The sequence below is a fragment of the Angelakisella massiliensis genome (assembly GCF_900104675.1).
Taxonomy (GTDB): Bacteria; Bacillota; Clostridia; order Oscillospirales; family Ruminococcaceae; genus Angelakisella; species Angelakisella massiliensis.
Window position 1 is genome coordinate 1,343,899 of sequence record NZ_LT629945.1, and the last position, 24,788, is coordinate 1,368,686.

Annotated in this window: 19 protein-coding genes; 7 read left to right on the forward strand and 12 right to left on the reverse strand. The window is 53.3% G+C overall.

Annotated elements, in window-relative coordinates; translation table 11 throughout:
* Positions 1–96: 96 nt before the first annotated feature.
* Positions 97–1,059 carry a transglutaminase domain-containing protein gene (locus BQ5383_RS11780; RefSeq protein ID WP_071432220.1) on the reverse strand — a complete coding sequence of 321 codons (963 nt, stop codon included), beginning with the start codon at positions 1,057–1,059 and terminating at the stop codon, positions 97–99.
* Positions 1,060–1,390: 331 nt separating this feature from the next.
* Positions 1,391–2,305 carry a thioredoxin-disulfide reductase gene (gene trxB / locus BQ5383_RS11785; protein ID WP_071432222.1) on the reverse strand — a complete coding sequence of 305 codons (915 nt, stop codon included), beginning with the start codon at positions 2,303–2,305 and terminating at the stop codon, positions 1,391–1,393.
* A 325-nt stretch (positions 2,306–2,630) separates the two neighbouring features.
* Here trxB and ymfI point away from each other — a divergent pair, with 325 nt between their 5' ends.
* Entirely contained in the window at positions 2,631–3,368 is a 738-nt protein-coding gene (gene ymfI, locus BQ5383_RS11790) for an elongation factor P 5-aminopentanone reductase (RefSeq protein ID WP_071432223.1), read from the forward strand.
* Positions 3,369–3,735: 367 nt separating this feature from the next.
* Here the strand turns inward: ymfI and BQ5383_RS11795 are convergent, their stop codons facing one another.
* Together BQ5383_RS11795 and BQ5383_RS11800 are read right to left on the reverse strand one after the other, a co-directional pair.
* Positions 3,736–4,509, reverse strand: coding sequence for a type III pantothenate kinase (locus BQ5383_RS11795; RefSeq protein WP_071432225.1), 774 nt, complete (start codon positions 4,507–4,509; stop codon positions 3,736–3,738).
* Positions 4,510–4,531: 22 nt separating this feature from the next.
* Positions 4,532–5,206, reverse strand: a complete 675-nt coding sequence (locus BQ5383_RS11800) for an ECF transporter S component (RefSeq protein WP_235821976.1) — start codon at positions 5,204–5,206, stop codon at positions 4,532–4,534.
* Between the two features lie 342 nt (positions 5,207–5,548).
* Between BQ5383_RS11800 and coaBC the strand changes: the two genes are divergently transcribed.
* Positions 5,549–6,760 carry a bifunctional phosphopantothenoylcysteine decarboxylase/phosphopantothenate--cysteine ligase CoaBC gene (gene coaBC / locus BQ5383_RS11810; RefSeq protein WP_071432228.1) on the forward strand — a complete coding sequence of 404 codons (1,212 nt, stop codon included), beginning with the start codon at positions 5,549–5,551 and terminating at the stop codon, positions 6,758–6,760.
* A 534-nt stretch (positions 6,761–7,294) separates the two neighbouring features.
* Here coaBC and BQ5383_RS11815 read toward each other — a convergent pair.
* A complete protein-coding gene (locus BQ5383_RS11815) occupies positions 7,295–7,900 on the reverse strand; it encodes a hypothetical protein (RefSeq protein ID WP_071432230.1) in 606 nt (201 codons plus the stop codon).
* Positions 7,901–8,534: 634 nt separating this feature from the next.
* Between BQ5383_RS11815 and glgX the strand changes: the two genes are divergently transcribed.
* A complete protein-coding gene (gene glgX / locus BQ5383_RS11820; RefSeq protein WP_083389945.1) occupies positions 8,535–10,634 on the forward strand; it encodes a glycogen debranching protein GlgX in 2,100 nt (699 codons plus the stop codon).
* Between the two features lie 184 nt (positions 10,635–10,818).
* Here glgX and BQ5383_RS11825 read toward each other — a convergent pair whose 3' ends face one another.
* Together BQ5383_RS11825 and BQ5383_RS11830 are read right to left on the reverse strand one after the other, a co-directional pair.
* Positions 10,819–11,184 carry a VOC family protein gene (locus tag BQ5383_RS11825; RefSeq protein ID WP_071432232.1) on the reverse strand — a complete coding sequence of 122 codons (366 nt, stop codon included), beginning with the start codon at positions 11,182–11,184 and terminating at the stop codon, positions 10,819–10,821.
* Between the two features lie 128 nt (positions 11,185–11,312).
* Positions 11,313–11,702: a hypothetical protein gene (locus tag BQ5383_RS11830; RefSeq protein ID WP_071432234.1), complete on the reverse strand. Its 390-nt coding sequence runs from the start codon at positions 11,700–11,702 to the stop codon at positions 11,313–11,315.
* A gap of 446 nt (positions 11,703–12,148) precedes the next feature.
* On the opposite strand from BQ5383_RS11830, the gene BQ5383_RS11835 reads away from it, so the two are divergent.
* Positions 12,149–14,623 carry a transglycosylase domain-containing protein gene (locus BQ5383_RS11835; protein WP_071432236.1) on the forward strand — a complete coding sequence of 825 codons (2,475 nt, stop codon included), beginning with the start codon at positions 12,149–12,151 and terminating at the stop codon, positions 14,621–14,623.
* 323 nt (positions 14,624–14,946) lie between these two features.
* The gene (locus BQ5383_RS21150; protein ID WP_172724624.1) at positions 14,947–15,108 is read left to right on the forward strand and encodes a hypothetical protein; all 162 of its coding nucleotides are present in this window, start codon (positions 14,947–14,949) and stop codon (positions 15,106–15,108) included.
* 58 nt (positions 15,109–15,166) lie between these two features.
* Here the strand turns inward: BQ5383_RS21150 and BQ5383_RS11840 are convergent, their stop codons facing one another.
* From BQ5383_RS11840 to mgtE, 5 genes are all read right to left on the reverse strand, one after another.
* The gene (locus tag BQ5383_RS11840; protein ID WP_071432238.1) at positions 15,167–15,889 is read right to left on the reverse strand and encodes an amino acid ABC transporter ATP-binding protein; all 723 of its coding nucleotides are present in this window, start codon (positions 15,887–15,889) and stop codon (positions 15,167–15,169) included.
* The gene (locus tag BQ5383_RS11845) at positions 15,876–16,538 is read right to left on the reverse strand and encodes an amino acid ABC transporter permease (protein ID WP_071432240.1); all 663 of its coding nucleotides are present in this window, start codon (positions 16,536–16,538) and stop codon (positions 15,876–15,878) included. Before BQ5383_RS11845 ends, BQ5383_RS11840 begins: the two co-directional genes overlap by 14 nt.
* A gap of 90 nt (positions 16,539–16,628) precedes the next feature.
* On the reverse strand, positions 16,629–17,522 hold the full coding sequence (locus tag BQ5383_RS11850) for a substrate-binding periplasmic protein (protein WP_071432242.1): 894 nt from the start codon (positions 17,520–17,522) through the stop codon (positions 16,629–16,631).
* A gap of 56 nt (positions 17,523–17,578) precedes the next feature.
* The gene (gene argH / locus BQ5383_RS11855) at positions 17,579–18,916 is read right to left on the reverse strand and encodes an argininosuccinate lyase (RefSeq protein ID WP_071432244.1); all 1,338 of its coding nucleotides are present in this window, start codon (positions 18,914–18,916) and stop codon (positions 17,579–17,581) included.
* Between the two features lie 632 nt (positions 18,917–19,548).
* A complete protein-coding gene (mgtE, locus tag BQ5383_RS11865; protein WP_071432248.1) occupies positions 19,549–20,967 on the reverse strand; it encodes a magnesium transporter in 1,419 nt (472 codons plus the stop codon).
* A 759-nt stretch (positions 20,968–21,726) separates the two neighbouring features.
* On the opposite strand from mgtE, the gene BQ5383_RS11870 reads away from it, so the two are divergent.
* Both BQ5383_RS11870 and BQ5383_RS11875 read left to right on the forward strand, forming a co-directional pair.
* Positions 21,727–22,662 (forward strand): magnesium transporter CorA family protein, encoded by a 936-nt coding sequence (locus tag BQ5383_RS11870; RefSeq protein WP_071432250.1) that lies wholly within the window; start codon positions 21,727–21,729, stop codon positions 22,660–22,662.
* A gap of 313 nt (positions 22,663–22,975) precedes the next feature.
* Positions 22,976–24,781 (forward strand): hypothetical protein, encoded by a 1,806-nt coding sequence (locus tag BQ5383_RS11875; protein ID WP_071432252.1) that lies wholly within the window; start codon positions 22,976–22,978, stop codon positions 24,779–24,781.
* Positions 24,782–24,788: the final 7 nt, after the last annotated feature.

Below are 24,788 nucleotides of genomic sequence, written 5' to 3' on the forward strand. Positions count from 1 at the left end.
AGAGGGGAAAAGGGCGAAGGGTTGTCCACAATCCTTTCCTGAAAAGAGCTGCTCCTGTCGCGTTGCCTGGCTTTGGCTTTCTGACCGCCGTCAGACTCAGTCATCCTTGGGTCCATACCCTTCCAGGCCAAAGACCGGCGGAATCACCTGCAGTTCACATTCCGGGATGGGGCCGTGCTCCGCCTCATACCGCTGCCGTTCCTGTTCCAGCGCTCCCTCCAATCGGGCCCGGTCCGGCTGGGGAGCCTGGCGCAGTTCCTTGGGAGGGGGAGCAGGCCGGTCAGTGGGACAGGCGGGGGTGAGCCAGTGCTCTTCCACCTCCTGTACCTGTTCCGGGGTCAGGGAGGCGAAGGCAAGGAGATTTTCTCCCCAACGGTGGTCTGCCAGCATGGTCTGGTCACAGCGGAGAAAATACCGGTAGGTGAGCAGATCGTTGCGGATGACGTTGTCCTCCAGCTGTGGGTCCAGATGGTACCAGACCCCATCCAGCTGCACCATACACCAGGCGTGGTCCACAAAATCCCCATACACCGAGACAGTCAGCCCCGGAACATATAAGGTTTCAAAGCCCATTTCCTCCAGCACCAGGCAGAGGGCCGCGGCATAGTCTTCGCAGCTGCCGATACCGAAGGCCAGGGGGCTGAGGGCACGGTTTTCCAGATAGGAAGGGGCCTCACCGCCGCCCCGTACCTGCCAGATATCCAGCCCTACCGGTTGGGCGAAAAAGGTGCGGGCGATCAGGTCCTCATAAGCAGCCTGGATTTTCTCCTCTCCGGTCATTCCCGGTTGTACCAGCCTTTGGGCGGTTTGACGGGCAAGGCCCCGGATATAGGCGGCTCCGGAAGAAGGAGGCGGTTCCTCCTGAGAAATTGTGGAGGATGCCTGGGAAGATGACGAACTGGAAAGGGAGGATGGGGAAGCTGGAACGGACAGGGAGGAGGAAGCTTGAGAGGAAGAAAGTTTGGTTCCCGTTTCGTCTTTGGGAAAAAGCCGAAGGAGGGCCAGAACTGCCGCCGCAGCGATAGCAATGACAGCAAAAAGCAAACATTTCGCTTTCATCCGCTTTCCCGCCTCCTTTGCTGGTGATGCCCAGAAAGTTTATATCCCCATCTTAACACACCCTTACATAGAAAGTACACCCCAGGGAAGAAAAAGCAAAGCTTTCTGAGGGCGCGGCGCTTTTGGGGGCAGGCTGATAAACTATACTGATACATTTCTCGATACACTGTCTGCGTCATCACCGGCCGGAGGGCGATCCCATAGATTCATACTGAAATGATGAAATTGCCTGTGGAATGCCGCCCGTTCAGTCAGAAAAACAGAAGCAGAAGGATTTTGACAGAAAAAGCCCACCCCAGGCATCATACCCCGGAGTGGGCTTGCAGAGCGATTATTCGTTCAGGGAGTTGATATAATTGGCAGCCTCAAAAGCGGCCACAGCGCCGTCCGCGGCAGCGGTGACGATCTGCCGCAGGGCTTTGGTGCGGGTATCACCGGCGGCAAAGACTCCCTCCAGGTTGGTTTTGCAGTCCTCTCCCGCCAGCAGGTATCCTGCCCGGTCTGTTTCCACCTGTCCGGCGAACATTTCGTTGTCCGGCTCCAGGCCAATGGCTACAAACACACCGGTTACCGGCAGATCGGTGGTGTCGCCGGTTTTGACATTGCGGATGGTCAGGCGGTCTACACGTTCTTCCCCTCCGATTTCCTCCGGTACGCTGTCATAATGGACCTGAATATTTTCCCGCCGCAGCAGGGCATCGGAGAGAATCTTATTTCCCCGGAACTGATCCCGGCGGTGAATCAGATGGACCTTGCGGCAGATGTTGGCCAGGAAAAGAGCATCCTCCAAAGCGGTGTTGCCGCCGCCCACAATGGCCACCTCCTGCTCCCGGAAGAAGGAACCGTCGCAGGTGGCGCAGTAGGATACGCCCAATCCGGTCAGCCGGTCTTCACCAGGGCAGCCCAGCTTCCGGCGGCGCGCTCCGTTGGCAATAATAACAGCGGGAGCCTCATAGGCGCCCTGTTGGGTACGGACTTCCTTGACAGGAGTATCCAACCGGCAGGATACCGGCGCTTCCAGCTTGATTTCCACCCCCAGAGCGGTGACCTGGTCATAGAGAGCCATGGCCAGCTCTACACCGGAGATGTGTTTGATGCCGGGATAGTTTTCCACCTCGGGGGTGTTGGCGATCTGTCCGCCGTAAATGTTCCGCTCCAGCACCAGGGGATTCAGTCCATACCGCTTGGCATACAGCGCAGCAGTCAGGCCGCAGGGCCCGGCGCCCAGAATAATCATATCATACATGGTTGCTACCGCCTTTCTCGTCATTACAGAACAGCCGTCAGGGCCGTCTGCCCTCATTATATCCTGATTATGCGGGAGATTGCAAGAAGTTTCGTTGCGTTCCGGCAGACAGGGGTCAGGATGATTGAGGGGAAGGAAAAAGTATGGTACAATAACCCCTGAAAGCGGCGAAAAGAGCAAAATATTTGCGTTATTTATTCCGTAAGCAGTGGCAGAGACTGATGACCGCGTCCGGCGGAGAATTTCAGTTTGATGCGGCTGGGTTTACACAGTCAGAAAAGAAATCCTGCTGAAATCCCACTGCGTGAGAAAGGATGAAATAAAGATGGAACCAGTGGTTTTTGTCACCGGGGGCTCCCGGGGCATTGGCGCGGCCTGTGCCAGAGCCTTTGCTCAGGCGGGTTATCGGGTGGCTGTGGGCTACCGGCAATCGTCGGAGCGGGCGGAAGTGCTGGCAGCCGGTTTGGCGAAGGAGTTTGGCCGTCCCATGCTGGCGGTGGGAGGCGATGTGGCTGACGAAGAGGATGTGGCGGAGATGTTCCGGCAGATTCGTCAGGAATTGGGGGAGCCTCAGGTCCTTCTTAACAGCGCCGGCATCTGCTGGCAGGGCGTATTTCAGGACATGACGGTGGAGCAGTGGGACCGGTTGTTTGCGGTGGATGTCCGAGGCGTTTTTCTCTGCTGCCGCCAGGCGGTGACGGGGATGCTGCGGCAGGGATCGGGATGTATCATTAATATTTCCTCCATGTGGGGCACTGCCGGTGCTTCCTGTGAAGCGGCCTATTCCGCCGCCAAAGCCGCCGTGGACGGTTTTACCAAGGCACTGGCCAAGGAGCTGGGGCCATCAGGCATCACCGTCAACGCTATTGCGCCGGGGCTCATTGATACTGATATGAACGCCCATCTGGGGCGGGAAGCACTGGAGGAGATCCGCCTGGAGACTCCCCTGGAAAAACTGGGACAGCCGGAGGATGTGGCCGCCGCTGCGGTTTTTCTGGCCTCTCCGGGGGCAAGATTTATCACAGGCCAGATTTTGGGTTGCAACGGCGGACTGGTGATTTGAGGATTCCTTTTATAAAAACAGCGGTTTCCGTGGATGCTGTTTGCGTCCATTGAAGCGGTCAAAACCCGATCTTTTAAGAAGACCAGGAAGAGTGTGCCGAAGGAGTTCGGCCCACTTCCAGGGGGACCCAGTCCCCCTGGTATCGCCGCAGGTTCCTGACGAAACCAGCGGCGATACCCCCGGTTTCGCGCCCCGGTGGGCGCGGGTCGTGGTATAAAAATCAGGCACATGTCCTGATTTTTATGATTTTGAATTTTGTTTGCGCTTTGGAATGTTTTTTCTATAATAAAAACCCGGCCTTTTTAAAGGCCGGGAATTTTTTTATGTTTCAGTAGGATTTTACTGCTGTTCAAAGGGAAATACGGTCTCAGCCATGGTTGAGATGGTACAGCCGCAGCAGTCCGGTGAGAAGCAGATTTTCATCGTAGTGGATGGGGCGGCGGCAGAAGGGATATACCACACCCATCAGACCTCCGGTGGCCACCACCGTCACAGGCTGACCTAAGGTGTCCTCCGCCCGCTGGGCCATACCATCCAGCATGGCGGCGGTGCTGTAAAAAGCGCCGGATTTCATGCAGTCCACCGTGTTTTTGCCGATAAAGACCATGGGGGGTTCATCCAGGTTGATGAAAGGCAGCTGCGCCGCCCGGGCCGAGAGAGCGTCCATGGACAGGCGCAGTCCGGGGATAATGGCTCCACCGATATAGTTGCCCTCAGCATCGATGACGGACATGGTGGTAGCGGTACCCAGGTCGAAGATCACCAGGGGAGGCTGATAAAGAGAGAGGGCGGCCACAGCGTCCACCACCAAATCCGCTCCCAGCTGGCGGGGAATGTCCATCTTGATCTCCATCCCACCCAGGTTCATGTCGTTTGTGACCACCAGGAATTTTTGCCCGGTAAGACGCTCCATGGCCTGGCGGAGAAGATACCGCAACTCCGGCACCACGCTGGAGATAATGCCCCCCTCCACCTTGGAGAGGTCCACCTGCCGGTCCTGTAAAAGACCACGGAGATAAAAGACATATTCATCAGCGGTACGGGTGCGGTCACTGCACATCCGCAGGCTGAAACGCAGCTCATTTCCTTCATAGCCGCCGATGACGGTATTGGTGTTTCCCACATCCAGAACGATGATCATAATTTACATTCTCCTTTATGGTTCAGCTGGAAAAGCCCTTGGACAGGACCTTTTGCAGCGGCAGCCCCACAGCGGGAACCAGGACGGCGGCGGCAATCGCTTCGGGAATACCGTTGCCCGCCACCACCGCCATGATGGCGGCAGACACCTGGGATACAGGCAGATTATTGGCCAGGGCGTAAGCATCCTGGAACAGCAGATAAATCAGCCCCATCACCAAAGCGGTGTTGGTGATAGCCCCGGCCACAGCAGCCACAGCCATACTGATGGTGCGGCCATGGAGCTTTTTCCCCAGCAGCCGGGAAAGCAAAGCGTACACCGCCCAGGCCACCAGACCGATAAGCATTCTGGGCACCATGGAGATCACCAGGGCCCATAAGCTGCCCCTGGAGGCGCCGGGCACCGGAATCAGGGGACTGAAGGCGAAGGCCAGCAGACTGGGGACCATGGTGTTTTTCACCACACTGGTGATGCCGAAGACCGCTCCCAGGAAGATTCCCTTTTTAGGACCCAGAAGAATAGCGCCGATGATTACCGGCACATGGAGGATGGTGGCCTTGATGAGAGGCAGATCAATGAGCCCGATGGGGGTACAGGCCATCAGGATAATGATCGCCGTGAACAGGGAGAGGAGCGTCATCTCACGGATGGCGTTCCGGGAGGAACCGGGGTTTGTCTGATTTCTGTGCTGATTCAATTGTAAGACCTCCTGCTGCTGTTCCGATGGGATACAGCGCAAATAAATTTTTGTGCCCGGGAGCCCGTTGATTCCTGCCGTCCCCAAGGGGGGTACAGCGGAAGGACCCCGCCGGCATCCTCATTATAACGCCGCCAACAGGACAAATGCAAGACAAAATGTACCGCCGGCGGACGTTTACATCAGGCAGGGGATTTGCTATACTAAAGTTGCGGCGGTGGACAGCACAGTTTGGCTGGAATGCTTTGAAAGAGCCTGCTGCCGGAAAGGCGGAAATTCTGTTTTCCGCTGAAAATATGGAGATAATAAAGTTTTGGGGAAGCGAAAGCGAGGGACCATTTTATGCTCAAGGGAAAAACCGTACTGCTGGGGATCACCGGCGGCATCGCCTGCTATAAAGCGGCGGCGCTCACCTCCGCCCTGGTCAAGCAGCACTGCAATGTACAGGTGATCATGACCAAAAACGCCATGGAGTTCATTTCTCCCCTCACCTTTGAGAGCCTCACCGGCAACCGGACCGTGACAGACACCTTTGACCGGAACCACAGCTACCAGGTGGAGCACATCTCTCTGGCGGATCAGGCGGACCTGGTGATGATCGCTCCGGCGACCGCCAATGTTCTGGCGAAGCTTGCCCATGGCATTGCCGACGATATGCTCACCACCACGGTACTTGCCTGTAACTGTCCTAAGATCGCTGCTCCGGCGATGAATACCAAGATGTATCAGAATCCTGTTACTCAGGATAACCTGAAGACGCTGGAGAAATACGGGTGGGAGATCATCACCCCTGCTTCGGGACGGCTGGCCTGCGGTGCTGTGGGCCTGGGAAAGATGCCGGAGCCGGAGGATCTGCTGGAAAGCATCCTGCATCGGCTGGCCCATGAGCGGGACATGGAGGGGCTGCGGGTACTGGTTACCGCCGGTCCCACCCAGGAGGCCCTGGACCCGGTGCGCTATCTCACCAATCACTCCACCGGCAAGATGGGCTACGCCATCGCCCGGGCTGCCGCCGCAAGGGGAGCCCAGGTGACACTGGTCACAGGTCCTACCCAGCTGCGCCGTCCCGCCTATGTGGAGACAGTGGAAATCGTTACCGCCGGGGAAATGTTTGAGGAGGTAACCAGCCGCTCGGCACAGCAGGATATTATCATCAAGGCGGCGGCGGTGGCGGATTACCGTCCGGCCCAGGTATCCGGAGACAAGATCAAGAAGTCTGAGGATGGCAGCGACCTCGCCTTGTCCCTGGAGCGGACACAGGATATTTTGGGCTGGCTGGGAGAACACAAACATCCTGGACAGTTTCTCTGTGGTTTTTCCATGGAAACCCGGGATGTGCTGGAAAATTCCCGCCGCAAGCTGGTGAAAAAGAACCTGGACCTTATCGCCGCCAACAGCATCCGGGAGGAAGGAGCCGGTTTCGGGGTGGACACCAATCACGTTACCCTCATCGCTGAGGACGGGGAGCGTCCGCTGCCTCTCCAGTCCAAGGATGAAGTAGCCAACAGCCTATTGGATGAAATTCTCCGCCGCCGGGGGTTGTCCATCAAATAAGCCCTTACATGACAAGTTGAAAAATAAAACAGTCCCCATCTTTCACTGCCAACGAAGGATGGGGACTTAATCTGTTCTGAACTGCTCCAGGGAGAAAAAAGGGCAAAATAAGATCTGGTTTGCTAAGAAAAATGAAGCGTTGGAGGGTTTGGCACATCTGAATAAAGATAAAAGCCAGCCTCCAGCTCATTTTCTCAAATCCGAAAAAGATGGATTGAAATGGTGGTAGATGCAGAAACCTAGGAAGCGGATTGTGATCGTTTCAACCGGTCTTTCCCAAATGATGATGCTTTTTGCTGTTACCCTGCATATCTTTTTTTGCAGCAGATTTTTCGGTACGTTTACTTTCCTCTCCTTCTCAATGAGTGTCAATGGGCACGGACGGTCTATGATATAATGTCTTGGACAGCAAAACCCCCCGCCTTGGCGAAAGAGCCAGGACAGGAGGTTTTTTGTTTTGCCGCCGGTGCACCCACAGGCAGCGAAATGTTCTATTCAAAATCCTTCCGGAAGGTGGAACAAATGTACAGGCAGTTACAGAGCCTCCCCTGCCGCAATAGACAGCAGCGCCTCTTTGGCGGTTTCCGTATGGAAGGAGGTGGAGGATATAAAGACGCCGCAGGGCTTATCTCCATAAATGTCGGAAAACTGCTCCATGGAAGTCAGTTCAATACCGCAGGGAGGCGTTTCCTCCTCCAGAAGGTTTCCTTCCTCATCCGTCAGCTGGAAGGTGATGAGACGCTGAGTATAGGGGGCCAGCTCTTCTTCGGTACAAAGCTGCGACAGATCGCAGAAAGCGCCGTTGCGGCCAAAGGAAGCCGCGTTTTCCAAATCGGAGATCCACAGATCGATATCGCCTGCGGCGCTCATAACCGTCAGCTTCATCACAGAGGTGGAATAGATCATGGGGTCCAGCTTTTCGCTGCCCATGCTCAGAGCCATCACCTCGAAGGAGAGGTTTTGCTCTTCCTCCCAGCTGCTGTCTTCAGGGACCAGTGTATCTCCATACTCGGTTACAGCGGCCTCGTCCAGATAGGGACCGCAGACCACCAGCTGGAAAGCCTCCTGTTCTGTGCCGCAGGCTGTGGTCAGCAGCATCAGGGAAAGCGCCAGAAGGACCAGAGTAAAACATCGCTTCATTTTCAACATCCTTTGCGGTATTCTGGACATCACTCGGGCTGAATGTCCGAATCTCTTTTTTTAAACAGCTGGGACCTCACCTAAGGTGAAAAGTAAAATATCCGGCAGGAGTTTCCCGGAGTTTCTTCTGCCGCGAAAATTTTCAGCACACTCATCATACACAGAGATTCTGACAAAATTATGAAGTACTGTTAAAGTTTTGGAGAAGCTGTAATACCAGGACGCTCCCATGAGAAAATCCCTTTTCCAAGCAGCGGCAGCGCCAAAGGTTTTCCGCTTTATGATACTCAAAAGGTGCGGGAAAATCAACTGGCAGTCTCAAAAGAAAAAGGGGGCCAAAGCCTCAGACACACCGAAAAAAGGAAGCGTTCTTCGGGAAATTTTTGTGTTATTTTTGCAGGGAAAAAGCAAATTCTCTTTCTCAAAAAATACTTACAGTATAAATTTATATTATATATACGGAAAATTGGGAAAAATCTTTGAACTTCTGCTCTTTTGCGTTATACTGAAAGCAATAGAAATGATGATATGGTCATATATCAGTGAAGAACTGGCAGCAGCATTCCAAGAAAAAGTAAATCTGCGGGATGTTTCAGGAGAGCCGGAGCCTTTTCCAACAGAAAGGAGATTGAGAATGAAAGATGCGCTTAAAAACTTTTCTGCGGTGCCGGAAGGCCCTTTTTCAGCCACCGGTGAGATTGCCGGTTATCCGGTCCGGCCGGGATTGTTTTTACTCAATGGGGCCAACGTGGTGCCGGGAGGGGTGAGCTTTACCATCCATTCCGTTTCCGCTGCCTCCTGCGAGCTGTGCTTGTTCCGGCGGGGTGAAGAGGAGCCCTTTGCGGTGCTGCCCTTTCCAGAACATTTCCGCATCGGCAATACCTTTTCCATGATCGTCTTCGGGCTGGACATCCATGAGTTTGAGTACGCCTACCGCATGGATGGTCCCTGGGACCCTGCCCGTGGTCTGCTGTTTGATCCCACCAAATATCTGCTGGACCCCTATGCCAGGGCTGTAACGGGGCAGAGCGTCTGGGGCAGCAGCCGTCATCCCGGCCAGGCTTATCATGCCCGGGTGGTGGAGGATGTGTTTGACTGGGGGGATTTTTCCGATCCTCACCTGCGCTTTCAGGATATGATCATCTATGAGACCCATGTCCGGGGTTTTACCCGGCATCCCTCCTCCGGCGTGAGCTGTCCCGGTACTTTTGAGGGACTGCTGGAAAAGCTGCCTTATCTGTTGGAGCTGGGCGTCAATGCAGTGGAACTGATGCCGGTTTTCGAGTTTGACGAGGTGGCCGACGGCAGAACGGTGGACGGCAAACAGCTGCTGAACTATTGGGGCTACAACACCGTCTGCTTTTTCGCCCCCAACACCAGCTATACCGCCGCCGTTGAATACAACCGGGAAGGGACCCAACTGAAAAAGCTCATCCGGACCCTCAACGAGCATGGGATCGAAGTGATTTTGGATGTAGTGGTCAACCACACCGCTGAGGGAGATCACCGGGGGCCTTTTTTCTCCTTCAAGGGATTGGACAACAACATTTATTATATGCTCACCCCCGACGGCAGCTATTACAATTTTTCCGGCGTGGGCAACACCCTCAACTGTAATCATCCCATGGTGCGGCAGTTTATTCTGGACTGTCTGCGGTATTGGGTGGTGGAGTATCGGGTAGACGGCTTCCGGTTTGATCTGGCCAGTATTCTGGGACGGGACAGCGATGGCAGTCCCCTGGCGGAACCGCCCCTGCTGGAAAGCCTGGCCTTCGATCCCATTCTGGGCCGGGTGAAGCTGATCGCCGAAGCCTGGGACGCGGGGGGCCTCTATCAGGTAGGTTCTTTCCCCTCCTGGAACCGCTGGGCGGAGTGGAATGGCAAATACCGGGATGATCTGCGGCGTTTTCTCAAGGGGGACGAGGGAATGGCCTGGGCCGCTGTGGAGCGGATTTGCGGCTCACTGGACCTGTATCCGCCTGATAAACGGCAGAATGCCTCGGTGAATTTTCTCACCTGTCACGACGGATTTACCCTGTATGATCTGTACGCCTATAACCAGAAGCACAACGAAGCCAACGGCTGGAACAATACCGATGGCGCCAACGACAACAACAGCTGGAACTGTGGGGCGGAAGGGGAGACGGATGATCCGGCGGTACTGTCCCTCCGGGAGAGAATGGCAAAAAACGCCTTCACCGTGCTGCTGTGCAGCCGCGGCACACCGATGTTTCTGGCGGGGGACGAGTTCGGCAACACCCAGATGGGCAACAACAACCCATACTGCCAGGACAACGAAATTTCCTGGATGGACTGGAGCAGGCTGGAAAGCCACCAGCAGCTGTTTTGTTTTGTGAAGGAGCTGATCGCTTTCCGAAAAGCCCACCCGGTGGTACGGGGAAAAACCGCCCCCGCCGGCTGCGGATGGCCGGATGTTTCCCTTCATAATGGCGTCCCGTGGAATAAGGAAATAGACGGCTGCACCCGGCAGATCGGGGTGCTGTTTGCTGGAAGAAACCAAGAGGATACACAAGACGATCTGGTACTGCTGGCAATCAACGCCCATTGGGAGGCTCATTGGCAGCAGCTGCCAGAGCTTCCCGCCGGGATGAAATGGCGTTTGGTGCTGGATACCGCCCAGCCGGATTCCTTCCATCCACAGAGGCCCTTTGACGGCAGCGGATTGCAGCTGGAAGGCCGTTCAGCGGCAGTGTTTACAGCGGAGAAAGTATAGAAAAAACTGTGGAAGGATGTTTTTCGCAAACCATCCCTTTCCCGAAGACAAAAGGCTTCACCCGGGAAAAAACGGAGGGGTGAAGCCATCATCAATTGCATACACAAAAATCCCCGAGGCTCTGGCGCGCTTCGGGGATTTTTGAAAGATTAAAATTTTACGGAAGAAAAGCACATGGATGATTTTATTTGGCGGGAATGATCTCCAGCCAGTAACCATCCGGATCGGAAATGAAATAAACGCCCATCTCTTTGTTTTCAAAGCAGATGCAGCCCATTTCCTTGTGGAGCCGGTAGGCGGCATCAAAATCGTCGGCAGTAAAGGCGATATGGGTTTCATTGTCCCCCAGATTATAGGGGTCCTGCCGGTCGGCCAGCCAGGTCAGCTCCAGCTGGCAGGAGGAACGATCGTCCTGGAGAAAGGCGATCTTAAACTTACCGGGATTTTCCTTTACTCTTTTCACAGACAATCCCAATGCTTTCTGGTAAAAATCAATGCTGGCATCCAAATCAAAAACGTTGATATTGGTGTGGGCCATGGTAAAGGCCATTTCCGGTCACCTCCTGTCTACGGTTTTATTATATTCCGAAGAGAGGAGTTTTTTCATCCTTTTCTGATGAATCTTTGATTACAATCCTGTAACGACAAAGGGCAAGGAGGTTACAATTTGTTCTGCCCTCAGCTGATATAATCCTCCACCAGACGGGTCATTTGCTGGTAGCCCTCTACAGGGATCCCTTTTGTCAGCTGCTGCTGATCCAGCTCCGGCAGGGTTTTGGTATAGATGTCGAAAATCATTTCCGGTTCCTCCACTCCTTCCAGAAAAACCGCCACCCTCCCCTGGTAATCCCGGATGAGATAACGCTCCGCTTCCTCTTCAGCCTGGGCCTGGGAGGAGGAAGAAGAGGAGGAGGAAATGGAAGAAAGAGAGGAAGGAGCTTCCCGCAGAGGGGAAGCGGTTTCGCCGGCAGATACCGTACCGGGACGGCTGCCCAAAGCCAGGGCAGTGCCAATGGCAACTCCCGCAATGGCGGTAAATACGCCGGCCAGCAAACGATGTTGAACCAACTTTAAGACCTCCCTTTGGCGTGGTATACTCCATCATACAGTCGCAGTATGGCCCGAAAAGCCCCTTTTTATACCTTTTCTCCGAAAAAATTCCACCTTTTGAACTGCTTTAAGGTTTGCGGCTTTTGCTCAAATATACAGCTGGAGTATTTTGGTTTGTTTGTGGATGCTTCCCGGCACTGAGCAGATAAAAAGCGATTTTATTTTGATTCCCAGGCTCCCCTCAAAGCTGACGTTTATATCAGGAAAACAAGGAAATCACAGAGATTTGACTTTTCAGGGGGATTTTTTAAAAAATTTTAACACTATAGGCGCTTAATATGGTATAATATCAAAGATAGTTGCATTTTTCTCCCGCAGTCTGCCAACAGGCTGTGGGAGGTCTGTTTCGTATCCCACTGCGGCGGGATACGGCGGCACCCATAAAGGAGGCGACCTCATCCCTTATGAGAGAACAGAATCAAAATCCGACCCACAGGACGGTCAGACCGGCTGCGCCTGAGGCCGGAAGGATGCCGGGAGGGGAGGAACCCCGGAAGAAAGGCCGTGCACCCCGGGAAAAGAAGCCCAAAAGTCCCGCTGCAATAGCGGTGCGGCGTGTGTTTCGCTTTTTCCTGGGCATGATGATGCTTGGCATCATCGCCGGCTGCATCCTGGCCTGTTATCTGACGATGTACATCTTTGATATGCTGGATAACGGCGAAAAGATCGAAATGGACCTGGATGTCCTCAAACTCAACTATACCACCATTATCTATGCGGAGGATTCCGCTACGGGTGAGACTTATGAGCTTCAGCGGCTCTCCAGCCAGGATGGCTCCAGAATCTGGGTGGATTATGAGGATATGCCCCAGGTGCTTTTCGACGCGCTGATTGCTGTAGAGGATAAACGCTTTGAAAGCCACAACGGTGTGGACTGGCAGCGTACCTTTGCCTCCTTTGTCAATCTGGTGGGGCAGAAGTTTGGCTTTTCCCTTTATGAGGGCACACCCGGTGGTTCCACCATCACGCAGCAGCTGGTGCGCAACCTGACGGATGACAAGGATGTCACCATCCAGCGTAAGCTGCGTGAGATCGTGCGGGCGCTGACGCTGGAGAAGCATTATTCCAAAGATCAGATTTTGGAGACCTATCTGAACCTGGTTACCTTCGGCAACAATACCTACGGTATTCAGGCGGCAGCCAATCTGTATTTTGATAAGGATGTCTCGGAGCTGACGGCGGCGGAGTGTGCCTCCATCGTGGGTATTACCCAGAATCCCACCAAGTATAATCCTTACTATAATACAGACGGCAACAATGGCTATCAGAATAACCAGGACCGCAAAGAAGATATCCTGTATCTGATGCATGAGCAGGGCAAGCTGACCGACGCGGAATATGAGGAAGCTCTCGCTCAGGAGATCGTTTTCAATACCGACAACAATGACGCTCGTATTTCCACCGACCAAAGCTATTTTGTGGACTATCTGATCGAGCAGGTCCTCAGCGATATGGAAGAGCAGCTGGGCATCACTTACGCGGAAGCGGAGAAACGGCTGTACAGCGGCGGCTACCGGATTTACTGTACTGTGGATCAGACTGTTCAGGATAAGCTGGAGGAAATATACGTCAATTGGGAGGAGTATTTCCCCAAGGTCTCCAATGTGGATGAGTATCCTGAATCCGCTTTCATTATTACTGATACCGGCGGAGCCATCAAAGGCCTGGTGGGCGGTAAAGGTGAAAAGGAAGGAGCCCGCGTTTGGAACAGGGCGACGGATACCAAGCGGCAGCCTGGTTCCACCATCAAGCCTATTTCTTCCTATGCGCTTTCCTTTGAAAATGAGCTTGTTCACTGGTCCTCTTTGCTGCTGGACGGCCCTTACAAGTATGAGATTCCCGGACAGCCTGCCTGGGAGCCGGTGGATTATTACGGTGAGCCCAAAGGCTATATGATTCTGGAGGATGCCATTCAGCGTTCCACCAACCTGATTCCTGTGCGTCTGGTGGAGATGCTTACCCCCAAGGCTGTGTGGACCTTCCTTCACGACACACTCCATATTGAATCTCTGACAGAATCGGATCAGGCCATGGCTCCCATGTCTTTGGGAGCGCTCACCTATGGCGTCACCCCCATGGAGATGGCGGGAGCCTATCAGATGTTCGCCAATGGCGGCACCTATACCGAGCCTTACACCTATACCAAGGTATTGGACAGCAAAGGCGAGGTGGTGCTCCAGCGGGATATCACTCCCACCCGGGTCATCAGCTTTGAGACTGCCACCATCATCAATCGTTTGCTGCAGCGCGTGGTTACAGGTCCTTATGGTACCGGCAGCGCCGCGTCCCTGGCTCAGACCAATCCGGGTATTCCTGTCGCTGGCAAGACCGGTACGACTGATGATGACGTGGACCAGTGGTTTATCGGTGTGACCCCCTATTATGTGGGCGTTTGCTGGATGGGCTTTGATGATCAGATTCTGATGCAGGAAAATGAGGACGGCACCAAAACGCCGGTTTATGACCAGTGGGGCAATACGATTCCTCACAGCATCGGCTACCGCTACCTGCCTTATCCGCCCCCCCTTCTGTGGAAGACTGTCATGGCTTCCGTTCATGAGGGGCTGGAGCCCAAACAATTCCAGTACAGCTCCAATGTGGTGTCGGTCACCTATTGCCGTATGACAGGCTACGCGGCCAGTGAGGATTGTGAGGATACTGCTGTTGGCTGGTACACCACCAGCAACATTCCTGGTCCCTGTCCGCTTCATGGTTCCGGTATGGAGACCGATTACTATGTGGCAGGGGATAAGCCCTGGCTGGACGAGGTTTACGATCATGAGGACGCCGACAAGAATAAGGATGGAGACGAACCCGGCTCTGAGTATGATGATGAGTACGGTGAGTACACCTATGAGCGTCCGGATGATGATGATTGATCTGCGTCGTTTGCTTTAAAAAGCGGGCGGTCTTCCATTTACCCATGGAAGGCCGCCCATTTTTGATTTGGCAGTTTTGAGGCGATGCGAAATCGCCATTGCTGAAACGGGGGGAAGACATTGACCGTTTGTTTCACCAAACACACAAGGCTCTGTGGGAATGATTCCGTAATCAGTTTAAGGGAAAAAAGAAAACATACCGGCACGATGAGCCGGGAAAAAATTGCAGTTTCAATATCTAAGGAATGTGATTTCCGATAAATCTTTCGATCAAGAAGAACTTTTATGAGCATATCCTATTCTGTTTTCAGGAGGATAGACAAATGCCCCGAGAGGATAAAATTCAGCAAAGCGCAAAAGTTCTGCTGCCCGAAGAAAGGGAAAAAGGAAGGAAAGCGGCAAGCTTTAAACTGAATGATGGGACTTCACCATGGCGGCTCAAAGCCGCCTTTTTTAATGCAAAAGAAAAAGACGGCCATCCCTGACCCAGGGAGAACCGCCTTTTTTAGATGTAAAGTATGCCCGCTGCAAGAACAGGGAATTTTACAGGACCTTATCCAAAAACTGTTTGGCCCGCTCCGATTTTGGTGTGGAGAAAAACACCTGAGGGGGAGCATCCTCCACCAACCGGCCTTCATCCAGGAAACAGATCCGATGAGCCACTTCCCGGGCGAAACCCATCTCATGGGTCACCAAAGCCATGGTGATGCCGGTGCCCGCCAGGCTCTTGATCACCGTCAGTACTTCCTTGACCATCTCCGGGTCCAGGGCGCTGGTGGGTTCGTCAAAGAGGATCACCTCCGGGTCCATAGCCAGGGTTCTGGCAATGGCCACCCGCTGTTTCTGACCGCCGGAAAGGGTGGCGGGATAACAGGCGGCTTTGTCCGCCAAACCCACCCGCTCCAGCAGCTCGATGGCCTTATCCATCGCCTGCTTGGGAGCCATATTTTTGACATTGATAGGAGCGTAGGTCATGTTCTGCATCACTGTCATGTGAGGAAACAGATTGAAATGCTGAAAGACCATCCCCACCTTTTGGCGGATCTTCTGAATATCGGTTTTGGGGTCCACTACATCCACACCGTCTACATAGATATGACCGCTGGTGGGCTTTTCCAATAAATTGATGCACCGCAGCAGGGTGCTTTTGCCGCTGCCGGAGGGACCGATAATGGCTACGATCTCACCGTCACTGATATTCAGGGAAATGTCACGGAGGACCTCCAGCTTACCAAAGCTTTTTGAAAGGTGTTCAACGCAAATCACTCTTGTTCACCCACTTTTCCAGTTTTTTGCCCAGGAAGGAGATAGCCATCACCATTACATAATAGAATACGGCTGCCGTCAGCAGCGGTTCAAAGGCTCTGAAGGTGTCGGAAACAATCATCTGTGCCGCCCGGAGAACATCCACCAGTCCGATGGTGGAAATCAGGGTGGTGTTTTTCAGCAGACCGATGAACTCGTTGACCAGGCTGGGCATAACGCTTTTGATTGCCTGGGGAAAGATGATGTCCTTCATGGTTTTGCCATAGGAGATACCCAGGGCCATAGCGGCCTCCCTCTGCCCAGCGTCCACGGCCATGATTCCGCCCCGAAGGCTCTCGGAGATATAGGCGGCGGAGTTGAGCGCGAAGGTGACACATCCGGCCTGAAAGGCATCCATTGTCAGTCCGAACTGGGGCAGCCCGAAGTATACAATGAAGATCTGCACCAGCAGCGGAACGCCGCGGAAGATGGAGGTATAAAAGGTACCTACCGCCCGAACAGCCCGGAAGCGGGACAATTTGATGAGAGACAGAGGAATTGCCAGCAGGATGCCCAGCAGCAGCGACGCAGCGGTCAGCTGAAGGGTAACCTGGAGAGAACGAAACAGATAGGGCATATATTTGCCCATCATACCAAAATCAAGAAGCATGGACAGACGCTCCTCCACTTAAAATGATGATGCCGCAGGGGCGAAGCCGCCGAAAACAGTTCCGGCGGCTTCATTGAAAGGCCGGATTGATCAGCCTTCCTTGATGTAGTCTTCACCCAGCCAGGTGGAGATGATCTCATCCAGTTTGCCATTTTCTTTCATCTTGGCGATTTCTTCATTGAAGATGGGAACCAGTTCGCTGCCCTTGGGGAAGGCGATATTGTAGGTGGACAGGCTGCCTACATCCAGCTGGGAGGGATCGATGATGAAGTAGGACAGGCCCTCATTTTCCTCGCAGACCTTCTTGCAGGCGGTGGCGCCGGTGATGGTGGCATTGACCCGTCCGGCCAGCATTTCCTGGGTGCAGGCGGCCTGACCGTCAAAGGTTTTCAGCTCTGCGCCTTCGATGCTCTGGATAATCTTTTCATAGTTGGTACCGGCGCTGCAAGCCACAGCCTGACCGGAGAGTCCCGCTACATCGGTGATGCCGGAGTCGGACCGCACCAGGCAGCCAACCTTGGCAGTGGCATAGGCGTCGGAGAAGTCCACGCTTTCAGCCCGCTCTTCCGTATAGCTCATGCCGGAGATGACGAAGTCTGCCTGACCGGCCTGAAGACTGCCTATGAGGCTGGAAAAGGGCATATTGGAGATGGTGTAGGTGAAGCCCAGATCCTCGGCCATATAGTCCAGAATATCAATGTCCAGACCTTCATACTTCTCGTTGCCCTGAGCGTCCACCGTCACACTTTCAAAGTACTTGAAATTGGCGCTCAAAGCTACTTTCAGTTCCTTGCCGGCCAGGGGCTTGTCGCTGTCGCTTGTAGCGGCGGCCTCTGAGGAAGAAGCCTGGGAGGATGCCTCAGAAGAAGCGGCGGTGGAAGAAGGAGCCTCCGAGGAGGCGGAGGAAGCGGCGGAAGAGCCGCAGCCGGAGAGCATGGAGACAGCCAGCAGGGAAGCGAGTATCATAGAAAGCATCTTTTTCATGTTAAATTCCTCTTTTCTCTTTCTTTGTCAATGGGGCTTCTGGAGCCCGGTGATGTTCAGAGCATCTCTTTTTTGATGCCCTTTTGAAGGATGTTGTCATAATCGATATACGAATAAATGGTTTCATCAAAAACAGGGGAGAAGGTAAGAAGCTCATTGAGCGTCAGTTCCTCAATGGCTTTGCCATGATCTTCACAGTAGATAACGATTTCACCGACGATACCGTGAGCGTCCCGGAAAGCCACGCCCTTTTTCACCAGATAATCGGCTACTTCTGTGGCGTTGAGGAAGCCCTTTTTCACCGCTTGTTTCATTGCTTCCGGCTTTGCTTTAAGGGTGCCGATCATGCGGTCCATCATTTGCAGTGAACCGGTGACCACATCCAGAGCGTCGTAGAAGGTGGATTTATCCTCCTGAAGATCCTTGTTGTAAGCCAGCGGCAATCCTTTCATAGCGCAGAGAAGGATAAACAGATCTCCATATACACGTCCGGTACGGCCTCGCACCAGCTCCGCCCCATCGGGATTTTTTTTCTGGGGCATGATGCTGGAACCGGTGGTGTAGCGGTCATCCAGCACCACAAAGCCGAATTCCGCGCTGGTCCACAGTACCAGCTCTTCCGCCAGACGAGACAGGTGCATCATCAGGATGCTGAAATCCGCCATGGTCTCCAATACAAAATCCCGGTCGGAAACCCCATCCAGAAAGTTTTTGCAGGCTCCGCCCTGGAACCCCAGCAGTTGGGCGGTGTAGGCCCGGTCAATGCTGTGGGTGGTGCCTGCCAGAGCGCCGCATCCCAGCGGGGACTGATCCATGATTTCCAAGGCGTTGGAGAGGCGTCGCTTATCCCGTTCCATCATCTCATAGTAGGCCAGCAGATGATGTTTGAAGGTGACTACCTGGGCTCGCTGGAGATGGGTGTATCCCGGCATGATCCACGGATTTTCCTCCGCCACACGCTGAAGGGTTTTCTGGAACTCTTCAATCAGTCCGATCACCCCTGCGGTTTGGGCTTTGACGTAGAGCTTCATATCCACGTTGCACTGATCGTTCCGGCTGCGGGCGGTGTGCAGCTTTTTGCCCACCTCTCCCACCTTGCGGATGAGGTTAAGCTCCACGAAGGTATGTACATCCTCGTATTCAGGACCATAGATCAGTTTTCCCTGCTGATATTCCCCCAGCAGCTCCTTGAGCCCCGCGGAGAGGATGTTTCCTTCCTCCTGGGTCAGCATTCCGCATTTGACCTGCATGGCCACATGGGCCAGACTTCCTTGTATATCCGGCTCTACCAGCCAGTCAGTTCGGCAGCGGCCGCTGTTGAAGCGCTGCATCAGCGCATCCTCATCTTCCCGAAATCGTCCGCCCCAAAGCTTGGTTTCATATGCGTTTGCCATAGCGTCCTCCTGTGGGCTTGCAGCCCTCCTTTGTTTTGCATTATTATACGCCTTAAAAAATAATTATGCAATATGCTTTTAAAAATATTCTGTTTTACACATAAAAATAACGAAATATCCTTAAAATAAAGACTATATAACCATATTTAAGAATAAATACATACCATGATATGACTATTTATTCTTAAAACAGAGGGCAATACGATGAAATTTTTTGGTATGGTACCCAGGTTTTATACATCCTTAAAACAGCCAAACTATTTGAAAGAAAGCTGTCAGAGGCGCTGAACAAAGTGCAAAATGAAACAGGAATAAAAAGCAGGAAGAGAAAAAGCCGATAAGGGCGCTGCAAAAAATCCTTTTTTCCGCCAATGACCAAACAATAGTAAGGAAGACTGATTCAAAGCAGGGGGAGGGGGAGGCACCGGCACTTTTTGGCGGTCACAAAAGAATACCGGAGCGTCCTGTTGGAGATTTTCTGACGTCGGCTTCAGATGTCCCCTGGACCAGGGAAGCATTTTGAGCAAAAAGCAGATGAAAAAATGGCGCCCCTGTACGGTCAAGTACAGCAGCGCCATAAAATGAAATTTTCTTTTGCTTTGCTTTGGAAAAGAGCAGGGGAAGGAAACGCTTTATTCTGTCAGATGCATGGTTTGCAGCAGAATCAGCCAGGTGAGGCCATAATAAGAGACCACAGCCACCAGATCGTTGATGGTAGTGATGAGGGGACCGGAAGCCACGGCGGGATCGATTTTCATTTTCTTGAAAAAGATGGGGACGGCGGTTCCGGCGATGCTGGAAAGCACCATCGACAGCAGCAGCGCCATGCCGATGCAGGCGGAAACGGCAAAGGAAAACAAGGGGGATTTCTGTTTGAAGATCAGGATGTACAGGCCGATGACGACAAAGGAAAGCACTCCCAGGAGCAGCCCATTGAGAAAGCCTACCTTGGATTCCCTGAACACCAGAGAGAGCTTCTGACGTCCCGTAAGATGCTCATCCATCAGCACCCGGATGGTTACCGCCAGGGACTGGGTGCCCACATTGCCCGCCATGTCCAGCACCAGGGACTGAAAGCAGACCACCAGCGTCAGCTGAGCCACCACACCTTCAAAGAGGCCCACAGCGGAGGAAACCACCATTCCAAGCCCCAGCAAAATAATGAGCCATGGAAGCCGTTTACGGGTGCTTTTGAGAACCGGCTCCCGCAGGTCCTCCTCGGCAATCAGACCGGCCAGCTTGGCATAATCCTCTCCCATCTCATCATCCACCACCTGGATGAAATCCTGAGCGGTGATGACCCCCAAAAGATGGTTGTCGCTGTCCAGAACCGGAATGGAATCTTCGGAATAGTCTTTGATCCGTTCCATGCAGTCCTCAATCTGTTCCTGAGCATAGATATAAGGATAGGAAGTGGTGATGATGTTTTCCAAAGGATCGGTTTCCCTGGCAATGATCAGGTCTTTGAGGTCGATAGCCCCATAAAAGGTACCGTCTTTTTCCACTACATATAGGGTGGAAACATTGTCGTGCTCTGCTGCCTGGTCGATCAGCTGCCGCATGGCCTCACGGACAGTGATGCCCACCGTGATGCGGATGAAATTGGTGGTCATGATGCTGCCAACTTCGTCCTCGTCAAAGGACCACAGCAGCGTGATATCCCGGCGCACCTTTTCATCCATCAGCTCCAGCAGGATATTCCGCTGGTCCTTGTTCAGCTGCCGCAGATGGTCTACCGCCCGGTCCGGTTCCATGTGGGAGAGAACATCCACCTTTTTGCGTATGCTCAGCTCACCAAAGTAAGGACTATCCTCAGGGGTGTACTCCAGAATGTTGGACAGGGTTTCTGCGTCCAGAATATGATACAGGCGCTCCCGGTCCTCCCGGGAAAGCAGCTCCAGAGCGGCGGCGACATCGTTTTCATGATAATCTGCCACCTTTTCCCGCAGAGCGGGGGGAGAGATCCTGCTGTGAATGATTTCTGCCAGCTCCCGGGGATAATCCCGATGGGCGGCGCCGTTTTCCGTCAGCTGATATTTTTTCTGTTCCATGTTCAGACCTCCCTTTCTGTGGGACCGGTCCGCAGCCGGTCCAAGAGATCTTCCGGCCTGGGAAAGGGATGGACACAGCGAGGTCCTCCGCAACAACGCAATCAGATAAAAAAATACCATTGCCTCCGGAGAACCTGCTCTGCCGATCCCCAAAAATGGGACGGAAGATCGTGTTCAGAAGGGGCAATGGCAAAAGTTCCATAGGGAAATCAGCCCGGAGAGGTCCCCGGCAGTGCCGGAAACGTCTTCAGACGATGATAAAATTCCATTGCCCGTTTTCGATCGCAGCTACTGCCGCCGTCCATCTCCTCACCTCCCAAGGAATCATAAAATATTCTGATTGTCAGCTTAATGCGTCATTATTGTAGTCCGTTTAGCTGCAAATGTCAACATTTCCCACATGTCGGAAATGTGAACTTTTATAGACAAAACAAATAGGCAGAAGCTGCTTTTTAAGAACAGGTGTTTTCCCTGTGCCCATAGGCCCGCTGCCGAAAAGAGCAGTGTAAAATTCGCGCCTTTGGTTGAAACAGATGCAGGTATGGTATATAATAAATAAAGTCAAGGTCCCCAAAAAGGGGCCCCTTTCCTGTCCGATTGTCTGATAGGAACAGAGTATCTGAACATTGAAGGAGGTGGCAGGGTTTGAGCAGCGACCCCGGAGGTAGTAGACGCAGCATACATTTCAAAAAAAGGGAAGCAGCGGAGGACTCTGCCGGGTCCGCTGCTGTCTGCCTGTAAAAAGGAGACGCATTGTTTATGATTCAGTACTTCAAGACCATCGACAATCGCTTGGTGGAGCAGGACAAGCTGAGCAGCGGCTGCTGGATCAATGCCATCGCCCCGGATGAAAAGGATATGGACTTTTTGCTCCAGGAGCTGGAACTGGACCGGGACTTTGTCATGTCCTCATTGGATGAAGAAGAATCCTCCCGTATCGAGAGCGAGGAAGACCAGACCCTGGTGATCGTGGACCTTCCCACCGCCGAGCCTCAGGAGGACGGCACCATGTCTTATTCCACGATGCCTATGGGCATTATCCTCACACCGGATTATGTGGTCACCATCTGTCTGCGGCCGCAGCCGGTCATCAGTGAAATTGCCGACGGCCAGGTGAAGAATGTGACCACCCACCTGCGGACCCGCTTTGTACTCAGCCTGTTGTTCCGCATTGCCACACGATATCTTACCTACCTCAAGCAGATCGACAAGATCTCTTCCAACACGCAAAAGCAGCTGCATCAGTCCATGAGAAACAAGGAGCTCATCCAGCTGCTGGGGCTGGAGAAATCCCTGGTATACTTCTCCACCTCTCTCAAGGGCAACGAGATCACCCTGGAAAAGATTCTCCGGGGCCGCATCATCAAGCTGTATGAGGAGGATCAGGACCTGTTGGAGGACGTGCTGGTTGAAGTCAAGCAGGCCATTGAGATGTGTAATATTTACACCAGCATCCTTTCCGGCACCATGGATGCCTTCGCGTCGGTCATCTCCAATAATCTGAACATTGTGATGAAGATCCTCACCTCCATCACCATCGTTATGGCTATTCCCACCATCGTTTCCAGTTTTTACGGCATGAACATCGCCGGTGGAATGCCCTTCGATCAGTGGTGGTGGTTCCCGGTGCTTCTCTCCGTGGCGGCCAGCGCGGCGGTGGCGGCTATTCTGGTGAAAAAGGACCTGTTCCGGTAAAAAACGTGTTGTCATCATAGGTCATTTCGTTTAAAAGCTTATCAGGGCTTTGAAGCGCTTTGCTTCAAGGCCCTTTGTGCAACTTATACGAGATTGTCAGCAAAGCTGGAGAGGGATTGACAACCTGTTAGAATTTTGCTATTTTATATTTGGACTACAATTTGTTATCATAAAGCTGAAAGGCGGGGGAAACCAGAAGGTTTTACCGGCCCTGTTTTGTTCAAAGAGAAAGTTGAAATGGAGTTTTGCCGAAAAATTCTCTCCCCGGATATTGGCTGATTTTATGAAAATGCAACGGAAAGGATGAATTTCCATGAAAAAGAAAGTGGCTGCTTTGGCTCTGGTCCTGCTTCTCCTGCTATCCGTTTCCTGTGAGGGGAAGAATGCGGGATCTTCCCAGTCCTCTGAGTCCCAGCCTTCTGAGTCTCAGTCCTCCTCTTTGTCGGAATCGGTGCCGGAAAGTGATATTTCCCATGAGATCCCCGCCCATGAAGTGACAGACCCCCAGCAGCTGGATCAGTTGTGGTGGGATTATTTCGGCTTGGCGATCATTCCCCTCCAAAGAGAATTCGCCGCCCCGGAACAAATGGACCTGGGATACCTGACCACCTACTGCTGGTACAGCTTTGCCCGGCAGAATGGGGGAGCGGAGGGCCTTACACCGGCGGGAAATGATGAATATATCCTTCCCGGCGAGAAGATGATGGAGCTGTTGGAGCAGTATTTCAACTGGAAGCCGGAGAGCCTGTCCGGTGCCGCTCCCCAGGATTTTTATGCAGGCATCCGCTATGATGAGGAAAAAAATCAGTTTATCGTTTCCTGGAGCTCCTCCGAGGAACTGATCCTTCCCGGTTATCCTTCGGGAGAGGGTAATCCCTGGGGAATCACCTTAGAGAGCTTCCGGTACAACGGGGATGGCACCGCCACCGCTGTTATATCCCATGAGAGCCTGTATGTAGACGGCGAAGTGGACAGCAGGGATATTTACACCATGGGGGTACGTGAGGAAGGAGACCTGTATTTTATCTCCATGGTTACGGAATATGTAAAAACCAATCTGGGCAATGTCACCGGAGAATACATGACCCTGCCTGCCCTGTCTGAAAAGGACTGGATTTATCAATCCACCCGGGGCAGCGGCAGCTATGTCACCGCAGACAGCGTCATCCTGGGCGCTACAGATGAGCCGGAAGACCAGGTGATCTGGCATCTGGAGCAGTATGATACCGGCACCTGGCAGACTGCGGCTACCCTTGATGTACCGATGCCAAAATCTTCTCAGATTACTTTCCGGATGATTTCCACCGATCAGGGACCCGCCCTCACCGGCCCGGATGGACTGTATCTCATCAAAGAGGATCTGTCCAGTTATGAAAAGCTGCCTCTGCCTCAGGTGATTCTGGAGGGCATCCAGGCAGCGGAAGGGGCGAATTGGGAAAGCCCGGAGGCTCATTTCACCGGCTATGATGTGACAGCGGACCTTCGTTACTGGCTCTACTGCGACGCTGAGGGCCTGCAGCTGCTGGACCAGGAGACTGGGGAAATCCGGTGCCTGCGGGAAAATGAGCTGACTGATTCCGGTAAATTTGGAATCATGGGATATCAGAGCGGGCCCGTGTTGCTGGATGGAGGAAAAGGGGCCATGGCCTATGTAGGCGGCTATGAGCATATTGATAAAATCGTCCTGGCGCCTACCGATGGCGGAGAGGTCACTGTGCTGGATGGTGTCCTGTGGGACGTTCAGCAGGTGGGAGATAAGGGTCTGGCTCTGACCCAGTTTGACGAAACCCTGGAACCGGTGGAGATCTCCTACTATTCCTTTGCCGCAGGACAGCGGTGGAAACTGGATCTGGACGCTTCCGCTTTGGGTGTCAGCGACTGGGTGGCCGGAGAGCATAACGCCGCCTTTGTCGCCAGGGACCGGAATTATAAGGACGAGAATGCGGCCCAGCACCTGTGGCGGATGAGCGTCACCGACGGCAGTGTTCATGATACTGGGGTATCAGTGACCACCAATTATGCGGCCTCTATGAAGACACTGGCGGCGTTAGAGGATGGCAGTGTGCTGGCCTGCTACAGTGTAGGCCCTGGTGAACAGGAAGTATTTCTGGTTCCCTGAATTGGAA